Raw genomic sequence first — 17,662 nt, 5'->3', positions numbered from 1 at the left:
GTTCCGATGGTCCGTAGGGTCGACAGATCATGACGACAACGACGCACACCATTGCCACCGACGGGGCTGAGGTCACGTATGACGTGCACGGCCCGCTCCCGACCGCGGACGGTCAGCCGCCGCTGCTGATGATCGGCCAGCCGATGGACGCCAGCGGCTTCGCCGCACTGGCGGCCGAGTTCCCCGACCGCACGGTCGTCACCTACGACCCTCGGGGCATGGGGCGGAGCACCAGGTCCGACGGTCAGGTCGGCAACGACCCCGAGATCCAGGGCGGCGACGTGCACGCCGTGATCGAGGCCGTCGGCGGCCCCGTCGACCTCTTTGCCAGCAGCGGGGGCGCGGTGACAGCGCTCGCGCTCGTGACGGCATACTCCGACGACGTGCGGACCCTCGTGGCGCACGAGCCGCCGCTGGTCGACGTCCTGCCCGACGCGGAGGCCACCCGGCGCGCGACGGTGGCGTTCCAGCAGGCCTACCGGGACAGGGGGTGGGGCGCCGGCATGGCGGGCTTCATAGCGATGAGCTCGTGGCAGGGCGAGTTCACCGATGCCTACTTCGCCCAGCCCGCGCCCGACCCGGCACAGTTCGGGCTGCCGACCGAGGACGACGGGTCGCGCGACGACCCGCTGATGTCCGACCGGTCCGAGGCGATCACCTCCTACCGCCCCGACGTGGCCGCCCTGCAGGCCGCACCCACCCGCATCGTGCTGGCGCACGGCGAGGAGTCGGCGGACGTGATGATGGGTCGTGCAGCCAAGTCAGTCGCCGCCCTGCTCGGCCAGGAGGCGGTGGAGTTCCCGAGCCACCACGGCGGCTTCGCCGGCGAGAACGACCCGTGGCCCGGCCAGGCGAAGGCGTTCGCGGTGCGGCTGCACGAGGTGCTCGCCAACCAGTCTAAGTAGCCCTCACGAGACGACGTTGTTGGCAGCGCCCACGCCTCGCACGAGACTGATCGGCCCTCACGACCCGGCATCAGCCGTCTCGAGAGCTGTCGCGCGTTCGTCCTCGTCGAGGTCGCGGTAGGCGGCGATCAGGCGACGGCGCGCCCAGCGGGTCGTCTCGTGCGTCGAGCCGAGGATCTCGACAGCGCGGGCGAGCACTGGCTCAAGCTCGGCGACCGTCTGCCGCGAATCGGCGAGCACTGATGCGGCGCCCACGCGCGAGGCGAGCGTGTCAGGGTCGTCCTCGCCGAGCACCCGGGCTCGTCCCTCGGCGGCAGCCGAATAGCCCCGCCGTGCGGCAGCCCGGTCATCCTCGTGCTCACGGCAGAGCGCCAGGTTGTGCATGGCTGCGAGCGTTCCCGACGCATCTTCACCGGCCACCCGCCGCCACTCCTCGAGATTGAGGGCGTAGAGAGCACCGGCGCGCGCATACTGCTGCGCTCCGAAAAGGGTGTTGGCCAGGAGATTGCGACTGACCAGGGTCTGCTCGTCGTCGGCCCCGAGTGCGTCGAGGCACAGGGCGAGGGTCTGCTCGGCATAGGCTGTCGCCTCCTCCTGAGCACCGGCGAGCTGGTGCGCGTAGGCAAGCTCCTGGCGCGCGGTGATCGTCTCCCGGGCTGTGACGCCATACGCCTCCCCGACCCGCTCGACATGCCAGGCGCGCCAGCTCACGAGCTCCTCGAGATCGGAGCCGGCGACGAGATGGTTTAGCAGCCAGTCGAGGGCGACGACGGTGTCGGGATGGAGCGCGCCCTGCACGCGTGCGCGGGCCCTGACCAGCTCGGCCGCCTGCCGCCGTGCGTCGTCCGCGCGTCCGGCGCTGTCGTAGGCGAGTGCGGCGTGCTCGCGTAGGTCCAGCAGCCGCGAGGAGTCGGGGCCGTGGACCGCAGCCATGCGGGTCAGCAGGGGCTCGAGGAGACCGAGGGCCCTCTCGGTGTGTCCCATGGCGATCAGCGTGCGCGCCAGGTTGGACTCCGTGGTGAGGCTGTCCGGATGATCGGTGCCGAGCAGTTTACGCCGATCGTCAAGGCACCGCTCGAAGAGTGCGAGAGCCTGGTCGTGATCACCGGCGGTGAACTGGGTGATCGCGAGGTCGTTCAGCATGACCGCCGCCAGCGGGTGCTCCAGCCCGAAGGTCTCCACCGTGGCGTCATACAACCGGGAGTGCAGATCGAGTGCCTCCTCGACGCGGTCGTCCGCTCGATACATCCCGCCGAGCACGTTGCGTGCCTTGAAGGTGGTGGGATGCCGGTCACCGAGAAATTGCTCAAGATCGGGGACGAGCTCCTCCAGCCGCCGGATCGCGACGCCGACCTGATCACGATCGCCATACGCGCTCGCGAGGTTGAGGCGTGCGTTGAGCAGGGAGGGGTGTTTGGCGCCGAGCCCCACTGTCATGTCATCGACGGTGGCCTCGAGCAGAGTGAGCTCGTCCTCGTCGCGGCCCGCGCGGCCGTAGGCGGCGGCGAGGTTGTTGCGCAGTTGGAGCGTGTACACATCGAGTGGTCCGTCAGCGCGCGTCGATGCTTCGACCGCGTCCTCGAGCAATGGCAAGGCGTCGTCGACACGACCGACCTCGAGGTAGGCGTTGGCCAGGTTGTTCCGGGTGGTGCGCACGGCGCGATGGTCCTCGCCGAGCACCCGAAGCTGGTCGGTCAGGTTTCCCTGATAGATGAGCAGCGCCTCCTCGGGCCGCCCAGCGGACCGGGTGGCGTTCGCCAGACGGTTGCGCACGTTGAGCGTTGTCGGGTGGCTCTCCCCGTGCACGTGCGCACAGTCGGCCAGCAGGGTGTGGAGCAGATCAGCGGCGTCCCGGTGCTCACCGAGGTCGTCGCGGGCGCAGGCGTGGGCACGACGGAGGACCAGCGCCGCCGGGGCGGTGGCGTCCAGGTGCTCCAGAGCCGCAGCCGTGAGACGCACGATGGAGGGCAGCTCACGTGGGCTCGCCCAGAGGTCATCGACGGCCCCCTGCACCGCCCTGGCCAGGGCATCGTCGGCCAGCAGCCCACGTCCGCGGAGGCCGATTGCGAGCTGGGCGGCATGGGCACGGTCCTCGGGTGTATCCCACCGGGCGTGCTCGGTCGCCGCCGTCAGCGCCTCGGCGAGCGCGGTGAGGAAGGCGTCACGATCGGACTCCCAGAAGAACTCGTCGTCAGCCACCGCGACCCGCCACTGGTCGTCCTCGTGGAACTGGCGCAGGCTTGCTCCGAGAGGCCGCGCCCACGCCCTCGTGGCTGGTGACGACGTCAGCGCTGCGCTGACCTCCTCGGACGCAGCGCCCGTGCCGAGGACGGCCACGGCCTCGAGGACGAGCGGGTTGTGCCACACGGGATCGGCCAGCAGTGCGCCACCCCTGTTCGTGGGGATCGCCAGGCCGGCCAGGGTGAGCCCGCGCCGAGAGGCCTCGGGAAGCTCGCGCCACAGGTGGCGATAGAGGTCGCGCACGGTCTCGGGCAGTCGGTCCACCTCACTGCGTGGCAGCCGTAGGTCGCCGGCCGCAAAGCGCGTGCGGTAGCGGTCGAGGAGACAGAACAACTCGATCGCCAGTGGGTTGCGATACCGCTCGACGAGCATGCCCACCGTGGCAGCCTCGGCCGCGGGATAGTAGTGCCGGATGATCGCCCCGAGCTCCGCCGTGCCAAGCGGCCCGAGGGAGGCGCCAGGGGGGAAGGGCGCCGCGGCAGCCGTCGTCTCGTGATCGACACGGATGACGCGCGAGGGATCACGCGCCAGCGCTGCGAGGACCCGTGGCCGGCCCGCCACGTGACCTGGCCAGGCCGTCGTCACGATGAGCACCGCGGCGGCGGAAACCACCAAGCGCTCCAGCAGCTCGGCCAGCACGTCATCGGCGGCATGCAGGTCCTCGACGAAGAGCACGACCGGCAGGCCAGGTCGCCCGAGCCGGGTCAGCAGGTCACAGGCCTCGTCGACGATGTCGTAGGTGGCCGCCGTGATTTCCTCGGCGCCACTGAGCCGGTCGCGCCGCTCCCGCGCATCGGCACGAGCCGATCTCAACGCTCCCAACGCCGTCCCGACGAGTCCGAGCCCGGGGACGGCGAACCCGGCGAGCGACTCGACGATCCGCCCGGACAGCTCACTGACGGTCTCCTGACCGACGGCGGACAGCGGCTGTCGCCACCAGTCACCGTGCCGCTCGGACCACCGCGCCAGCCGCGCCCACGCGTCGTCAAGGTAGGGCGCGTGCGCCTCGAGCTGCCCGATGTCCTCGGCCAGCGCGAAGGTGGGGATGCCGTTGCGCACGGACGCCGCAATCCCCCACCAGAGGTACGCCGGGAGGCTGTTGGGCACGTGGCGGACGTGAGGGTAGACCCGCTTGCGCCGTGCCGACACATCGTCGACGGCGAGGTCGGGCCGGCTGCCGAGTATGGTCGGCGGCCAGTAGGGAGGGGTGTGCTGCCGGCGGGCAGCCAGTTGGGCATAGAACTCTCGGGCGACCCGGGTCTTGCCCCACCCGGACGGCGCCTCCAGCGCCACCCAGAGCGGTTGGCTGCTCGCATTGACCTGATCGAAGGCGGCCACGAGCCCTTCAACGAGCAACTGGCGGTGCTCACCGACGAACACCGGCTCGAGCGACCTGGTCTCAGTATGCACTGCTCACCCTCCGGTCTCGGGTCATCGACGCTCCGAGGATGGCCCGCTTGTCCGTCGGATCGTAGCCGGTGCCAGGATGCCGCCGCGCTCCTCACGTCAGGCCGTCGACGGAACCTCGCGCGACTGACGGGAAGCCCTTGACAGGCCGTCGTCCACACGTCCCGCGTGCCCCGAACGACGCCGAGGCTGGTGGACTACTCGCGAGCCAGGGCGGCCTGCGCCTCCATCTCCAGGTCGAGATACTGCTCCTGACTCACATCAACAGCAACGCCGAGCAGCGTTCCGCCGGTGAAGGGGAAGGGGTTGGTGTATTGGCGGCTCACCGTGTCCGCGCTGTCGAAGCCGACACACAGCCCGTCGCCGCACAGGGTGAATTTCCCGACCTGGGCGCGCATCGGCCCCTCGTCGACCTGCTCGTCATCGACATAGAGCTTGCAGGTCCCGACCGACTCCTTGTGCTCGCCGGCCCCCTCGCGGATGAACTCCATCCCGAGCACGTGCTTCCCGGGTGTCAACTCTCCTGAGACGAGCTTCTGCTCCGGCGGGATGCCGAGGAAGTTGTAGACATAGTGCAGCTTGTTGTCCTGAATGAAGAGCGTGTGCCCGCCAAAGCGTGACCCGTGTGCGAAGAGCACGCCCTCGGCGCCCTCTTCGAGCTCAACGTCGGCGACGATCTTGAAGGACCGGCCCCGGATGTTGACCGCGACGCCCTCGGGCACGGGGCTGCTGTCCGGATAGTAGATGTAGCGGTCGCGGGCGGGCTCGGCCTGCGGTCGCGGCGTGGTCAACATCTCCATGACCGACCGATCGTCCATTGGAAGGCCGTGGTGCTTGTGCGCCTCCTCGAACCAGGCGTCCACCAACTCCTTTACCTTGTCGGGGTGCTCGGCGGCGAGGTCTCGAGACTCCGAGCGGTCCTCATCGACGTGATACAGCTCCCAGGCGTCCTGGTCGAAGTTGCCCTTGCCATTCAGCGGAGCGTGGGTGGCGGCGGCCTTCCACCCGTCCTGCCAGATGCCACGGGTGCCACCGATCGTGTAGTACTGCCGCTTCTTCTGCGTCGGTGCGTCGGCCTCGTCGAAGGTGTAGCGCATCGACACACCGGGCAGCGGCACCTGCTCCACGCCACGGTACACACCGGGCATCTCCAGGCCGATGATGTCGAGGATGGTCGGCACGATGTCGGTCACGTGGTGATACTGGTGCCGGACCTCGCCCCGCGCACGGATGCCCTTGGGCCAGTGGATCACCAACGGGTCGCAGGTGCCGCCGGCATACTGCGCATAGCGCTTGAACATCTGGTATGGCGTGCTGAAGGCGGCGGCCCACCCGGTCGGATAGTGGTTGTAGGTGTCGGGCGTGCCGAGCTTGTCGAGCATCGTCATGTTCTCGGCGAGATCGTCCGGATAGTTGTTGAAGTACTTGTTCTCGTTGACCGAGCCACTCTCCGTGCCCTCGCCGGAGGCACCGTTGTCGGCGCAGTAGAACACGACGGTGTTCTCAAGCTGCCCCGTCTCCTCGAGGTAGTCGATGACGCGCCCGATCTGGGCATCCGTGTACTCGGAGAAGCCCGCGAAGACCTCAGCCATGCGTGAGAACAGCCGCTTTTCGTCGTCGTTCAGCTCCTCCCACGGCTTCACGTGGTCAATCGGGTTCTGCTGATCCCCCGGGATCGGATTGAACGGCGTCAGCTCGGTGCCCTCCGGCAGGATGCCCTTGGCGATCATCCGCTCCAGGACCCACCCCCGGTAGGCGTCGTACCCGTCGTCAAAGACGCCACGGTACTTCTCGGCATACTCCCTGGGGCTGTGGTGGGGGGCGTGGTTGGCGCCTGGGCAGAACCACATGTACCACGGCTTGGAGGGGTTGGTGGCCTGCTGGTCCCGCAACATCTTGATCGCCTGGTCGGCCAGATCCTTGGACAGGTGGTAGCCGTCCTGGGGCGCGTAGGGCTGCTCGATGAAGTGGTTGTCCTCGACCAGGTCTGGATACCAGTTGTTCGTCTCGCCGCCCAGGAACCCGTAGAAGCGGTCGAAGCCCATCTGGAGTGGCCACCGCGACCGGCTCCCGCCCGCCGCGATGTCCTCCTCGGGGACGTTGTGGTCCTTACCGATCCAGTAGGTGCTGTAGCCGTTGTCCTGCAGGATGTGGCCCATGCTCGCGCACTCGTCCGGGATCCGGCCGGAGTTGCCAGGGAATCCGCTCGTCGTCTCCATGATCGAGGCGATGCGGTTGGTGGTGTGGTCGCGACCGGTCAGCAGGCACGATCGCGTGGGCGAGCACAACGCGGTGGTGTGCCACTGGGTATAGGTCAGGCCGTTCTCAGCCAGCCGGTCGAGCGTGGGCATGTTGATCCGCCCGCCGTAGGGTGACCACGCGGCCATCCCGGTGTCGTCGAAGAGGACGACCAACACGTTCGGCGCCCCCTCTGGTGCGCGAGGCAGCTCGTACGGCCCCCAGTCGGGCACCGAGTCGCGGACGTCCAGCGCGATCTTCCCGGCGAATTCCTTGCTCATGGTGCGGGCCTCCCGTGTGTCACCGACAGCGTCCTCACGAAGCTATCGCCGCGTCAGGCCTATGGCTATTCGCCGAGTTAGTCTACCCGCCAATTCACCCGGTACGGGTGAGAGTCGAGCTCAGGCGTCGCGGGCGCAGCGAAAGCCGATGTGCGACATACCGGTGTCCTCGGCCTGGGGCGAGCGCGCGGCCGGTCGGAAGCGCAGGCAATAGTCCGGGGAGCACAGGTGCGAGCCGCCCTTCAGGACGCGCCGCGGTATCGGGAAACCTTGCTCGGCACTGGCTGCAGCCAGCAGGCTGGCCCGCTCGCCAGTGTCCACCGGTGTGTCACCTGGCCGCAGGTGCCGGGGCGTGTAGTAGTCGCTGGTCCACTCCCACACATTGCCGGTCATGTCATAGAGCCCGTAGCCGTTGGGCTCGTAGGAGCCGACCGGTGCTGCGTCGCCGACGCCCTGGTTGTCGTAGGGGAAGCGCCCGAGCCAGGTGTTGGCCGCGGCCTTCCCTGTGGGATAGATCTCCTGCCCCCACGCGAACCGTGCACCGACGAGGCCCCCGCGCGCGGCAAACTCGTGCTCCTCCTCGGTGGGCAGCCGCTTCCCGGCCCATTCGGCATAGGCCATGACGTCCTCGAAGGCGACGTGCACGACCGGGTGCAGCAGACGGTCCTCGATCGAGGAGGCGGGGCCGGCAGGGTGCGACCAGGACGCGCCTGGTTGCCAGCGCCACCACAGGCGCCAGTTCCGCAGGTCGACCGGACCCTGCGTGGGCGTGAACACCATCGCCCCGGGCACCAGGTCCGCCGGGTCAGCTCCCGGGAAGTCGGCCGGGTCCAGCTCCCGCTCGGCGACAGTCAAGTATCCCGTGTCCTCGACGAAGCGTGCGTAGTCCTCGTTGGTGACCTCGTAGCGGTCGATCTCGAAGGACGCCACGGTGCGCTCATGGACGGGTCGCTCGTCGGGGTAGAACTCATCGGACCCCATGAGCAGGGTCCCGCCCTGGATGTGCACCATGTCGTCGGCCATGAGGCCACGGTAGGTGACGCGGCGTGGGCTACGCCTTTGGGTCCGAACGCCCCGCCGTCCGGACCGTCCGCCGAACGTCGCGCGCACCCCGAACAACGCCCGCCGGCTCGCCCGGCGCAGTGTCGCCAGGAGCGCGGGGGCGAGGAGCAGGATGGCGTCGGTGTCGGCCCGCAGGATGTCCCAGCCGAGGGGGTCGAGGTGAACAGGGTGAACACCAGGAAGCGGTGCAGGTTCCCCAGCACGAGCGCACAATCCACGGGGCGTGAGGCGTACAAAACTTCCCCACGAAGACGTGGGAGGCGTACAAAACTACCCCAAGAATGGGTTGGTCTGGTTAGGTAACCTAACTTGGCTGCGCACCCGGCGCGGCAAGAAAGGTTACCCGTGGTCGCTGTCGTCGCTGGACGCACCACCGCCGAGCGGTCCCGCACCGCCCAGCGGTCGGTCGCGCTCCTGGTGATGGCGCGGTCCTGGCCGGCATCGCACTGCTCTCGGTCTTCGTCGGCAGCGGGGACATCCCGCTCTCTGACACGTGGGCCGCGCTCTGGCACGACGACGGGTCGACCAACAGCCAGATCATCCGCAGCACCCGGCTGCCCCGGACCTATCTCGGGCTGAGCGTCGGGGCGGCGATGGGGGTCGCCGGTGCGCTGATGCAGGCGCTCACCCGCAACCCGCTCGCCGACCCCGGGATCCTGGGCGTCAACGCCGGCGCCTACTTTGCCATGGTCGTGGGCTTCGCCACCTTCGGTGCCACCACGACCTTCGGCAACGTGGTCTTTGCGATGGGCGGGGCGTTCCTGGCCGGACTCCTCGTGTATGCCGTGGGGTCCCGCGGGCGGGGCGGTGCCGGTCCGGCGAAAGGGGTGCTCACCGGCGTCGCCGTGAGCTGCGTGTTCACCGGGGTGGCCTTCGGCATCACGATGATCGACCCCAAGACGTTCGACAAGATCCGTGGCTGGGCGGTCGGGTCGCTCCAGAAGGACCACGGGATGGAGCTCTTCCTGACCACGGCGCCCTACATCGTGGTGGGCCTGCTCATCGCCTTCGCGCTCACCGGCTATCTCAACGCCCTCGCCCTGGGTGACGACCGGGCCCGCGCCCTCGGTGTCCCGGTGACCACGGTGCGCACCGCCGGCTTCGTGGCACTCACCCTGCTCTGCGGAGCGGGGACCGCCGCGATAGGGCCGATCTCCTTCCTGGGCCTGATGATCCCACACGCGGTCCGCTCCGTGGTCGGCCCCGACCAGCGCTGGATCCTCCCGGCATCGGCACTGGCTGCGCCGATCCTCTTCCTCGGTGCCGACATCGTGGGGCGGGTCGCGCTGGAGACCGAGCTGCCGGTCGGCATGATCACCGCCTTCATCGGCGCTCCGGTCCTCATCCAGCTGGTCCGCACGCGCGGGGTGAAGGAGCTGTGAGCAGCGAGACCGCCGCCCCAGACACCCTCGTCGAGCGCCCGATCTGGCCGCGGCGGACCCGGTTCGTCGCCCTGGGCGGTGGCCGCGCCCGGCTGAAGGTCGACCTGCGCACCCTGGTCATCACCGGGCTGCTGGCCCTTGTGACGGTCGCCGTCTCCGTATGGTCCCTGGGTGTCGGCTCCGTCGAGGGCGCGAACCTCCCGCTGGACCGGGTGGCCGGCGCCTTCGCCGGGACCGAGTCCGAGGCCATCCAGCGCATCGTCGTGGAGGGACGGCTGCCGCGGGTCCTCGTCGCCGTCCTCGGCGGCGCCTCGCTCGGGCTCAGCGGCGCGATCTTCCAGACCCTGACGCGCAACCCGCTGGGCAGCCCGGACATCATCGGCTTCACCAGCGGCGCCAACACCGGCGCGCTCGTCGCGATGCTGGTCCTTGGCCTCGGCTACGGAGGCGCCACCTTCGGCGCGCTCATCGGCGGACTGGCCACCGGGATCGCGGTCTACCTCCTGGCCTTGAAGGACGGGATCAACGGCACCCGGCTGATCGTCGTGGGCATCGGCATCAGCGCGATGCTCATCGCGTTCAACGGCTTCCTCCTGGTGCGGGCACGGGTGGAGAACGCGGCCACTGCCGCGGCGTGGGGTCAGGGCATCTTCGGGGAGCTGCGCTTCGCCGATGTCGTCCCCGTCGCCCTCTCCCTGGTGGTCCTCCTGCCTGCGCTGGCCCTGCTGACCCCGAGCATGCGGATGTTCGAGCTCGGCGAGGACTCCGCGCAGAGCAGGGGCGTGCACACCGGGCGGGCCCAGTTCCTGCTGCTGCTCGTGGGCGTCGGGCTGGTCGCCGTGACGACGGCGGTGGCCGGGCCGATCGCGTTCATCGCCCTCGTCGCGCCGCAGGTGGCCATGCGGATCACCCGCAGCCCCGGCATCCCCCTCATCACCACGGCCGCGGTGGGCGCCACCCTCCTGGTGGTCAGCGACGCCCTCGCCCGCACGATGCTCGCGCCGGTGCAGCTGCCGGTCGGCGTCGTGACCACCGCGCTCGGTGGCGTCTATCTGCTCGGTCTGCTCATCGCCCAGTCCCGAAAGGTGGCCGCGTGACGGCGACAGACGCACCACCCCCTCGTTCGCACACCTCACGGCTGCACGGAGAGTCCCTCGACGTCGGCTACGACGCGCGCAGGGTGATCTCCGGCCTGGACGTGGCCATCCCGACGGGTCCTTCACCGTGATCGTCGGCCCCAACGCCTGCGGCAAGTCGACCCTGCTGCGCAGCCTCTCGCGCCTGCTCAAGCCGACGGCCGGCAGCGTGCTGCTGGACGGCAAGGACGTGCAGTCCTACCGGGGCAAGGAGTTCGCCCGCGAGCTGGGGCTCCTCCCCCAGCAGTCCCTGGCCCCGGAGGGGATCACGGTCGTGGACCTGGTCTCCCGGGGCCGCTTCCCCTACCAGCGGTTGTTCACCCAGTGGACCGACAAGGACGAGGCCGCGGTCCGCCGGGCGCTCGAAGCGACTCAGCTCGTCGAGCTGTCCACCCGGCCCGTGGACGAACTGTCCGGAGGCCAGCGGCAGCGGGTGTGGATCGCCACAGCCCTGGCCCAGGAGACGCCGATCCTGCTGCTCGACGAGCCCACGACCTACCTCGACCTGGCGCACCAGCTCGAGGTGCTCGACCTGTGCTCGCGACTCAACCGGGAGGGCCGGACCCTCGTCGCCGTCCTGCACGACCTCAACCAGGCCGCGCGCTACGCCACCCACCTGATCGCCATGCGCAACGGGTCCATCGTCGCCGAGGGCACGCCGCGCGAGGTGGTGACCGAGGAGACGGTCCGCGCGGTCTTCGGGGTGCGCACCCGTGTCGTGGACGACCCGGAGTCCGGGACCCCGCTGGTCATCCCGCTCTCCCGGGACGCGGTCGTGGGCGTCGACCGGCCCGGCGACACCGCCACCGCACGCGCCTCGACCTGAGACCACACCCCTACCCGCTGAAGTGCATCCCCGCCCACCGCCTGCTCACCGAAACCAGCCCGCTGACACACCAGCCCACCGACATACTCCGAAGGAAGCCGCCATGCGAACCCAGCGCCACCTGATCACCGCCATCGCCCTGACCGTCGGCCTCGCCCCTCACCGGGTGCGGTTCGTCCGACGGGGACGAGCCGAACCCCGCTGACGAGGGCACCAGCGCCGACGGTGGCACCACCGCCGACGGGGGCGACGCCGGGTCCGGCGTCATCGGCACGGTCGACCGCGGCCCCACCACGGACGTCACCCAGGCCGGCGACACCTTCAAGGTCGTGGCCCTCGGCTGGTCCGACGGGGAGATCGCGGCGTCGCTGGGCCTGACGCCGGTGGGGATCTACGACTGGCAGGGGCACGGTGAGGAGAACCACGGGGTGGGCCCGTGGGCGACGGACTCGGTGGGGGACACCGAGGTCACGGTCATCCAGAACACGGGGACGGGTTACAACTACGAGCAGATCGAGCTGCTTGAACCCGACCTGATCCTCAACGTGCGGGCCGCCAGCGACGACAAGGTCTTCGACCGGCTCTCGCAGATCGCCCCGGTCGCCACGGCCCCGGAGGACGCCCCCGACTTCGCGGTCGACTGGCGCACCCAGACCGAGATCATCGGCCAGGCGATCGGCAAGGACGAGGAGGCCGCAGCGGCCATCGCCGAGACCGATCAGGTCCTCAGCGAGACCGCTGAGGCCAACCCCGACTTCGAGGGGACGACCTTCGTGTACGGCGTGAAGTTCGGCGACGCCTACGGAGGCTACGTGGCCGGGGACGCCCGCTTCGACGTCTTCGGTGAGCTGGGCCTCGTGCAGAACCCGGCCCTGGCCGAGCTCGCCACTCCGGGTGGCTTCTTCGCCGCCGTCGCGGCCGAGCAGGTCACAGCCTTCGAAGCCGACGTCGCGGTGCTGACCACGATCGGCATGCCGCTGGAGGAGCTGACGGGCGATGCGACACTCAACTCCCTGGACGTGACCTCGGACGGCCGCGCGATCATCCTTGAGGAGACCGACGAGATCAACGTTGCCCTGGCGGCCGGGACTCCGGAGTCCATCGCACTCGCTGTTGAGGGCATCGAGCCGCAGCTGGCCGCGGCGGTCGCCAAGGTCGGGTGACGCGGGGCACGGGCGGGCTCGAGTGGTGCGAGGCGAGAGTAGAGGTCGTCCGCGGCCGCACGGAGCCGCCGACGGACTTTGCTAGGTCGCCGAGCCGAGTGGCTCGTCCGCGGCGGACGCCGGGCTTTCGACCCCGTCCCCCGCTGACACCGGCCTGCCCACCCGCCCCTGCGGGGGGACGTGACACTGGTGCACCTGGCGCTCCAGAGTTTCGGCCGGTGCGTGTGGCGCACCAGTGTCACGTCCCCGCACAGCACGGCTCCCAAAGGTCCCGCGCACCCCGAACGACGCCCGTCTGCTCGCCCGGCGCAGCGTCGCCAGGAGGGCCGGGCCAAGGATCACGATGAGCAGCGCGTTGGTGACGGCCCGCAGGGTGTCCCAGCCGAGCGTCGAGGTGAACAGGGTGAACACCAGGAAGCGGTGCAGGTTCTCCAGCACGGGGGCACCGGCCACATAGGCCAGGGAGCCCTCCGCGCCGGGGACCGAGACGCCGGTGACGAACGGCCAGAACCACATGTTCATCAGGGCGCCGAAGAGATAGGCGACGAGCACGCCATACGCCGCGAGCATCGCGATCTCGGCCCTGCCGGTGACCCGCCGCGGGAGCAGCCCGGCGCCCAGCCCGATCCACGCCGCGCACAGCATCTGGAACGGCAGCCACGGCCCGACCCCGGCGGTGAGCAGCGCGGAGGCGAACATCGAGGTGCAGCCCAGGACGAAGCCGAAGCCGGGCCCGAACACCCGACCGGCCAGCACCAGCACGAAGAAGACGAGCTCGAGACCGCCGACGCCGGCCCCGAGCGGTCGCAGCGCTGCGTTGACCGCGGAGAGGACGCCGAGGATCGCCAGGGCCTTGGCGTCCATGCCACCCTCGCTGGCCTCGGCGAGGACGACCAGGATCAGGCAGGGCAGCACGGCCATGAAGAGGAACGGCGCGTCGGTGGTGTGCTGCACGACCGAGGGGCTGGCGGGGATCCACAGCGGCCAGACGAACATCGCCAGCCCCGCCAGCGACACCAGGGTGATGGCCAGGCCGGACCGGCGTCTGAGGCGGATGGCCTCGCTGCGCGGCGGGTGGTAGCGCTGGGCGCGGCCCCTGAGGGCCAGGACGCTCACGGCCGGCTCTCCTGCAGTATGCCGTCACGCGCCGCCCGCACCTGGGCGACGGTGAGCCACGGGGCACCGAGGACCTTGGCCACCTGGGGCGCGAACATCGGGGAGGCGCCGATCACCGCGGCGGCGTCGCCGTCGGCGACGATCTCACCCTCGGCCATCACGGCGACCCGGCCGGCCGCGCCGGCGACGAACTCGACGTCGTGGGTGGCGATGACCACGGCCTTGCCGGCCTCGGCGAGCTCGGCAACGATCCGCGCCAGCTCCTCCTTGGCGCGGTAGTCCAGGCCCCGGGTCGGCTCGTCCAGCATGAGTACCTCGGGCGCTGCGATCAGCTGGACCGCGAGCACGAGGGACAGCCGCTGCCCCTCGGACAGGTCGCGCGGGTGCCGGTCCCCGTCGATGCCGGGTGCGATCCGGTCCAGCAGCGCGCGGCACGCACCCGTCGGGCTGCCGGACTCCAGGTCGGCGGCGGCACACTCGGCGTCGACCGTCTCCAGGTAGAGCAGGTCCGAGGCCGACTGCGGCACCAGGCCGACGAGGGCGCGGGCCGCGCGCGCGGGGAGCTTGCCCGGGTCCTTGCCCTGCACGGTGACCGAGCCGGACTGGCGCGCCCCGGCGCCCTGCAGCGCCCACAGCAGCGAGGACTTGCCCGAGCCGTTGCGGCCCATGAGGGCGGTGACCGAGCCGTGCTGCAGGGTCAGGTCGACGCCGCGGACGGCCACCACGTCCCCGTAGCGCACGACGACCTTGCTGGCGGTCAGGGCCGTTGCGGGGGGACGTGACACTGGTGCACCTGGTGCACCAGTGTCACGTCCCCCACCCGCGGCCACCACCAGCTCGGCGCGCAGGGCAGTGGCGCGGCGGCGCGCGTCGCGGACCGACAGCGGCAGCGGCGACCACCCGGCCTCGCGGCCCAGCTCGACCACGGGCGGCGCGACCGGCGAGTGAGCGAGCACCGTCGCCGGATCACCCGACACCACGATGCCGTCACCGGGGAGGAGGACGAGGCGATCGGCATACTGCACGACCCGCTCCATGCGGTGCTCGGCGACGACCACGGTGACCCCCAGATCGTGCACCAGGCGGGTGATCGCGGCCAGGGCGTCCTCGGCGGCGGTCGGGTCAAGAGCCGAGGTGGGCTCGTCGAGCACGAGCACGCGCGGGCCCATGGTCAGCACCGACCCGATCGCGACGCGCTGCTGCTGGCCGCCGGACAGGGTCCGCAGCGGGCGCGAGCGCAGCTCGGCGATGCCCAGCAGGTCGAGGGTCTCCTCCACGCGCTTGCGCATGACCTGCGGCGGGACGGCCAGCTGCTCCATGCCGTAGGCCAGCTCCTCCTCCACCGTGTCGGTCACGAAACCGGCGAGCGGGTCCTGTCCGACCATGCCGACGACGTGCGCGAGGTCGCGGGGCGGGTGGTCGCGGGTGTCCAGGCCGTTGACGGTGACGCGGCCCTCGAGGTGGCCGCCGGTGAAGTGCGGCACGAGCCCGTTGATGGCGCGCAGCAGGGTCGACTTGCCGGCGCCGGTGCGGCCGACGACGAGCACCAGCTCCCCCTCGGGCAGCACCAGGTCGACATCGCGCAGCGCGGGCCGCGCGGCGCCGCGGTAGGTCACCGAGACGTCCTCGAACCTGATCATCGGGCCACCTCCACGACGGCGGGAGTATGCCGGGAGCCGGCTGAGCGGATCTCCTCGACGGTGAGCGGCGTGGGCGGGGCGAGGACCGCGGGCAGCGCGCCGATGAGCACCGTCACGACGAGCGGCAGGGAGATCTGGGGCCACTGCAGCGGGCTCAACGACGGGGTGAGGAGGGCGGGCTCGACGGTGGCGGCGAGATACATCAGCGCGCCGACGAGCAGGCCGGAGCAGGCGACGACGGTCTCGGCGAGCAGCCACGGGTCGGGGCGGTAGCGGGTGCGCCGGACCTGCCGCCCGGTGAGCACGAACCCGCCGATGGCGGCGAGCAGCCCCACCAGGAGCAGCGGCAGCCCGAGGTAGGGCGGCGTGGTGGCGTCGAGCATCCCGTAGACGCCGACGCAGACGCCGACCAGCCCCAGCAGGGTGCACGCCCCCGCGAAGAGTCGGGCGCCGCGGGTGACCTGCGCGGCCCGCCCGTAGCCGCGGGAGTCCATCGCCGAGGCGAGCAGCAGCGAGCGGTCCAGGGCGTCCTCGAGGACCGGGACGGCGATCCCGTGCAGCGCGCGGAGGCCCTTGCCGGTGCCGCCGCGCAGGCGACGGGCGCGCCGCACCCGGAGCACCGACTCGGCCAGCTGAGGGAAGACCGAGAGGGCGACCACGATGGCCGACCCCACGTCATACAGGGCACTGGGGACGGACTTCAGGAGGCGCTTGGGGTTGGCGAGCGCATTCGCGGCGCCGATGCAGATGATCATCGTGGCCAGGCGCAGGCCGTCGTAGAAGCCGATGAGCAGAGACTCGGCGCTGACCGGGCCGAACAGCCGGATGCCGGTGACGAAGTCGGGCAGCGGGACCTCGGGGAGGGTGAAGAGCACGTGCCCGACCGCGCCGCCGCCGAAGACGATCCGGAAGGCCACGCGCATCACGACGATGAAGATGCCGACGTAGACGTAGAGCCGGAAGGCCATTGCCCACGGCGCGTCACCGCGGCGGGCGACGACGACGATGCAGGCCACGGCGAGGATGAGCCCGAGGATCAGCGGGTTGGTGGTGCGGCTGGCGGCGACGGCGAGACCCAGCGCCCAGACCCACCAGGCGCCCGGGTGCAGCGGCCGGGGCAGGAAGTAGGCGTACCACCGGTCGGCCAGCGGCGAGGCGGCCGGCGCGCTCACGCCGACGTCCTGCGGTGACGCATCGGGCGGCTCCTGGTCTCTGACCGGGACCAGATCGGCCGGACACCGCAACTGCCGGCGCCCGGACTCCGGCCCGCAGTCCTCGGCGGGTGTCGTGGAGTCCAACTCGGCCGCGGGATGATCGGGCTCGCCACCTGGTCGGTGGCCTACGGTTGCGGGTCAGCGCCGGAGTTTGACCGGCTTCCCCTGCAGCGTCGTGGGAGTGCTTCGAGGGTAGCACCGCGGGCGGGCCACGGCGCTTCCGTGGGCCCGGGGCCGGAGGCTCAGGGAAGCAGCCGGTAGCCGATGCCGCGGACCGACTCGATGAGGCGTGGGCCGCCGGCGGCAATGATCTTGTTGCGCAGGCGGCTCACATGGTTCCCCACCGCGCGCGGCGCCAGCCGCCGGGAGTCGCTGAGCCCGTCGGCGAGCTGGTCCTTGGTCATGGCGCGGTCGGGCTGCTGCACCAGGAGCATCAGCAGCCGGAACTCCGTGCGGGTGACCGGGACAGCCCGGTCGTCGACGTGGACCTGATGGTGGTCGGGACGCACGGTGACGTTGCCGAACTGGTATGACGTGCGGGCCGGCTCCTCCTCGAGGACGTAGTGGTACATCGCCTGTAGCCTGGCGCCGATCAGGCGCGGGGACACGCTCGCCCGCGCCACGTCATACACCCCCGAGTGGAGCAGCGTCACCTCGTCGGACTCGCCCAGCTCCTCGGCCACCAGGAAGACCGGGGCGCGGACGTCGTGCAGCGCGCGGACGAGCTCAATGGTGGGCACGTCCAGCCCGCGCACGAGCGCGACCACCATCGACGGCCGGTCCGTCGACAGGCTCCGGAGGAACTCCTCCGTGGGCACGACGTCGTAGTCCAGGCGCTCCTGCTCGAGCACCTCGAACACCGCCTGGGCGGTCACGTGGCCTGCCGTGGCAGGGAGCACCGCGATCGGGCGCATGGGTTCTCCTGACTGCTTGTCAGGGATGGGGGTCGCGGATTCATCCCTCGATCCTTGAACAAGTCTTTACCATCCTCTTACTTATTCATTACCTTTCGCAAGAGGCTCGCGGGCGACGCGGTCAGGTGAAGCGTCGC

At 70.5% G+C, this 17,662-nt stretch carries 11 protein-coding genes, 1 pseudogene and 1 riboswitch; of the genes and pseudogenes, 5 read left to right on the top strand and 7 right to left on the bottom strand.

The features are described 5' to 3' along the window. Positions 1-29 precede the first annotated feature (29 nt). Positions 30-905: an alpha/beta hydrolase gene (locus MWU75_RS00150; RefSeq protein WP_247087266.1), complete on the top strand. Its 876-nt coding sequence runs from the start codon at positions 30-32 to the stop codon at positions 903-905. Positions 906-962: 57 nt separating this feature from the next. Here the strand turns inward: MWU75_RS00150 and MWU75_RS00145 are convergent, their stop codons facing one another. From MWU75_RS00145 to MWU75_RS00135, 3 genes are all read right to left on the bottom strand, one after another. Further along, entirely contained in the window at positions 963-4,556 is a 3,594-nt protein-coding gene (locus MWU75_RS00145) for a tetratricopeptide repeat protein (protein WP_247087264.1), read from the bottom strand. A 194-nt stretch (positions 4,557-4,750) separates the two neighbouring features. After that, positions 4,751-7,072 (bottom strand): arylsulfatase, encoded by a 2,322-nt coding sequence (locus tag MWU75_RS00140; protein WP_247087262.1) that lies wholly within the window; start codon positions 7,070-7,072, stop codon positions 4,751-4,753. A 120-nt stretch (positions 7,073-7,192) separates the two neighbouring features. Beyond that, entirely contained in the window at positions 7,193-8,083 is an 891-nt protein-coding gene (locus MWU75_RS00135) for a formylglycine-generating enzyme family protein (protein ID WP_247088102.1), read from the bottom strand. A gap of 482 nt (positions 8,084-8,565) precedes the next feature. On the opposite strand from MWU75_RS00135, the gene MWU75_RS00130 reads away from it, so the two are divergent. The 4 genes and pseudogenes from MWU75_RS00130 (at position 8,566) to MWU75_RS00115 (ending at position 12,641) form a co-directional block, all read left to right on the top strand. Continuing rightward, positions 8,566-9,516 carry an iron chelate uptake ABC transporter family permease subunit gene (locus MWU75_RS00130; protein ID WP_348647725.1) on the top strand — a complete coding sequence of 317 codons (951 nt, stop codon included), beginning with the start codon at positions 8,566-8,568 and terminating at the stop codon, positions 9,514-9,516. Further along, positions 9,513-10,613 (top strand): iron chelate uptake ABC transporter family permease subunit, encoded by a 1,101-nt coding sequence (locus MWU75_RS00125; protein ID WP_247087260.1) that lies wholly within the window; start codon positions 9,513-9,515, stop codon positions 10,611-10,613. The genes MWU75_RS00130 and MWU75_RS00125 overlap by 4 nt, the downstream gene beginning before the upstream one ends. Next, positions 10,610-11,478, top strand: a pseudogene (locus MWU75_RS00120) (ABC transporter ATP-binding protein). The gene MWU75_RS00125 and the pseudogene MWU75_RS00120 overlap by 4 nt, the downstream one beginning before the upstream one ends. Positions 11,479-11,807: 329 nt before the next feature. Then, positions 11,808-12,641 (top strand): ABC transporter substrate-binding protein, encoded by an 834-nt coding sequence (locus MWU75_RS00115; protein ID WP_247087258.1) that lies wholly within the window; start codon positions 11,808-11,810, stop codon positions 12,639-12,641. An 81-nt stretch (positions 12,642-12,722) separates the two neighbouring features. On the opposite strand, the gene MWU75_RS00110 is transcribed toward MWU75_RS00115, so the two are convergent. From MWU75_RS00110 to MWU75_RS00095, 4 genes are all read right to left on the bottom strand, one after another. Then, positions 12,723-13,757 carry an ECF transporter S component gene (locus tag MWU75_RS00110; RefSeq protein ID WP_247087256.1) on the bottom strand — a complete coding sequence of 345 codons (1,035 nt, stop codon included), beginning with the start codon at positions 13,755-13,757 and terminating at the stop codon, positions 12,723-12,725. Continuing rightward, positions 13,754-15,397, bottom strand: a complete 1,644-nt coding sequence (locus tag MWU75_RS00105; RefSeq protein WP_247087254.1) for an ABC transporter ATP-binding protein — start codon at positions 15,395-15,397, stop codon at positions 13,754-13,756. Before MWU75_RS00105 ends, MWU75_RS00110 begins: the two co-directional genes overlap by 4 nt. Next, the gene (locus MWU75_RS00100) at positions 15,394-16,569 is read right to left on the bottom strand and encodes an energy-coupling factor transporter transmembrane component T (RefSeq protein ID WP_247087252.1); all 1,176 of its coding nucleotides are present in this window, start codon (positions 16,567-16,569) and stop codon (positions 15,394-15,396) included. The genes MWU75_RS00105 and MWU75_RS00100 overlap by 4 nt, the downstream gene beginning before the upstream one ends. Before the next feature lie 136 nt (positions 16,570-16,705). Further along, positions 16,706-16,778, bottom strand: a riboswitch (cobalamin riboswitch). Between the two features lie 75 nt (positions 16,779-16,853). Continuing rightward, positions 16,854-17,525, bottom strand: coding sequence for a response regulator transcription factor (locus MWU75_RS00095; RefSeq protein WP_247087250.1), 672 nt, complete (start codon positions 17,523-17,525; stop codon positions 16,854-16,856). Between the last annotated feature and the right edge of the window lie 137 nt (positions 17,526-17,662).

The sequence above is a fragment of the Ornithinimicrobium sp. F0845 genome (assembly GCF_023015765.1).
GTDB lineage: Bacteria > Actinomycetota > Actinomycetes > Actinomycetales > Dermatophilaceae > Ornithinicoccus.
The sequence above is the reverse complement of the archived record's forward strand: the minus strand, read 5'-3'. Positions and strand labels throughout refer to the sequence as shown.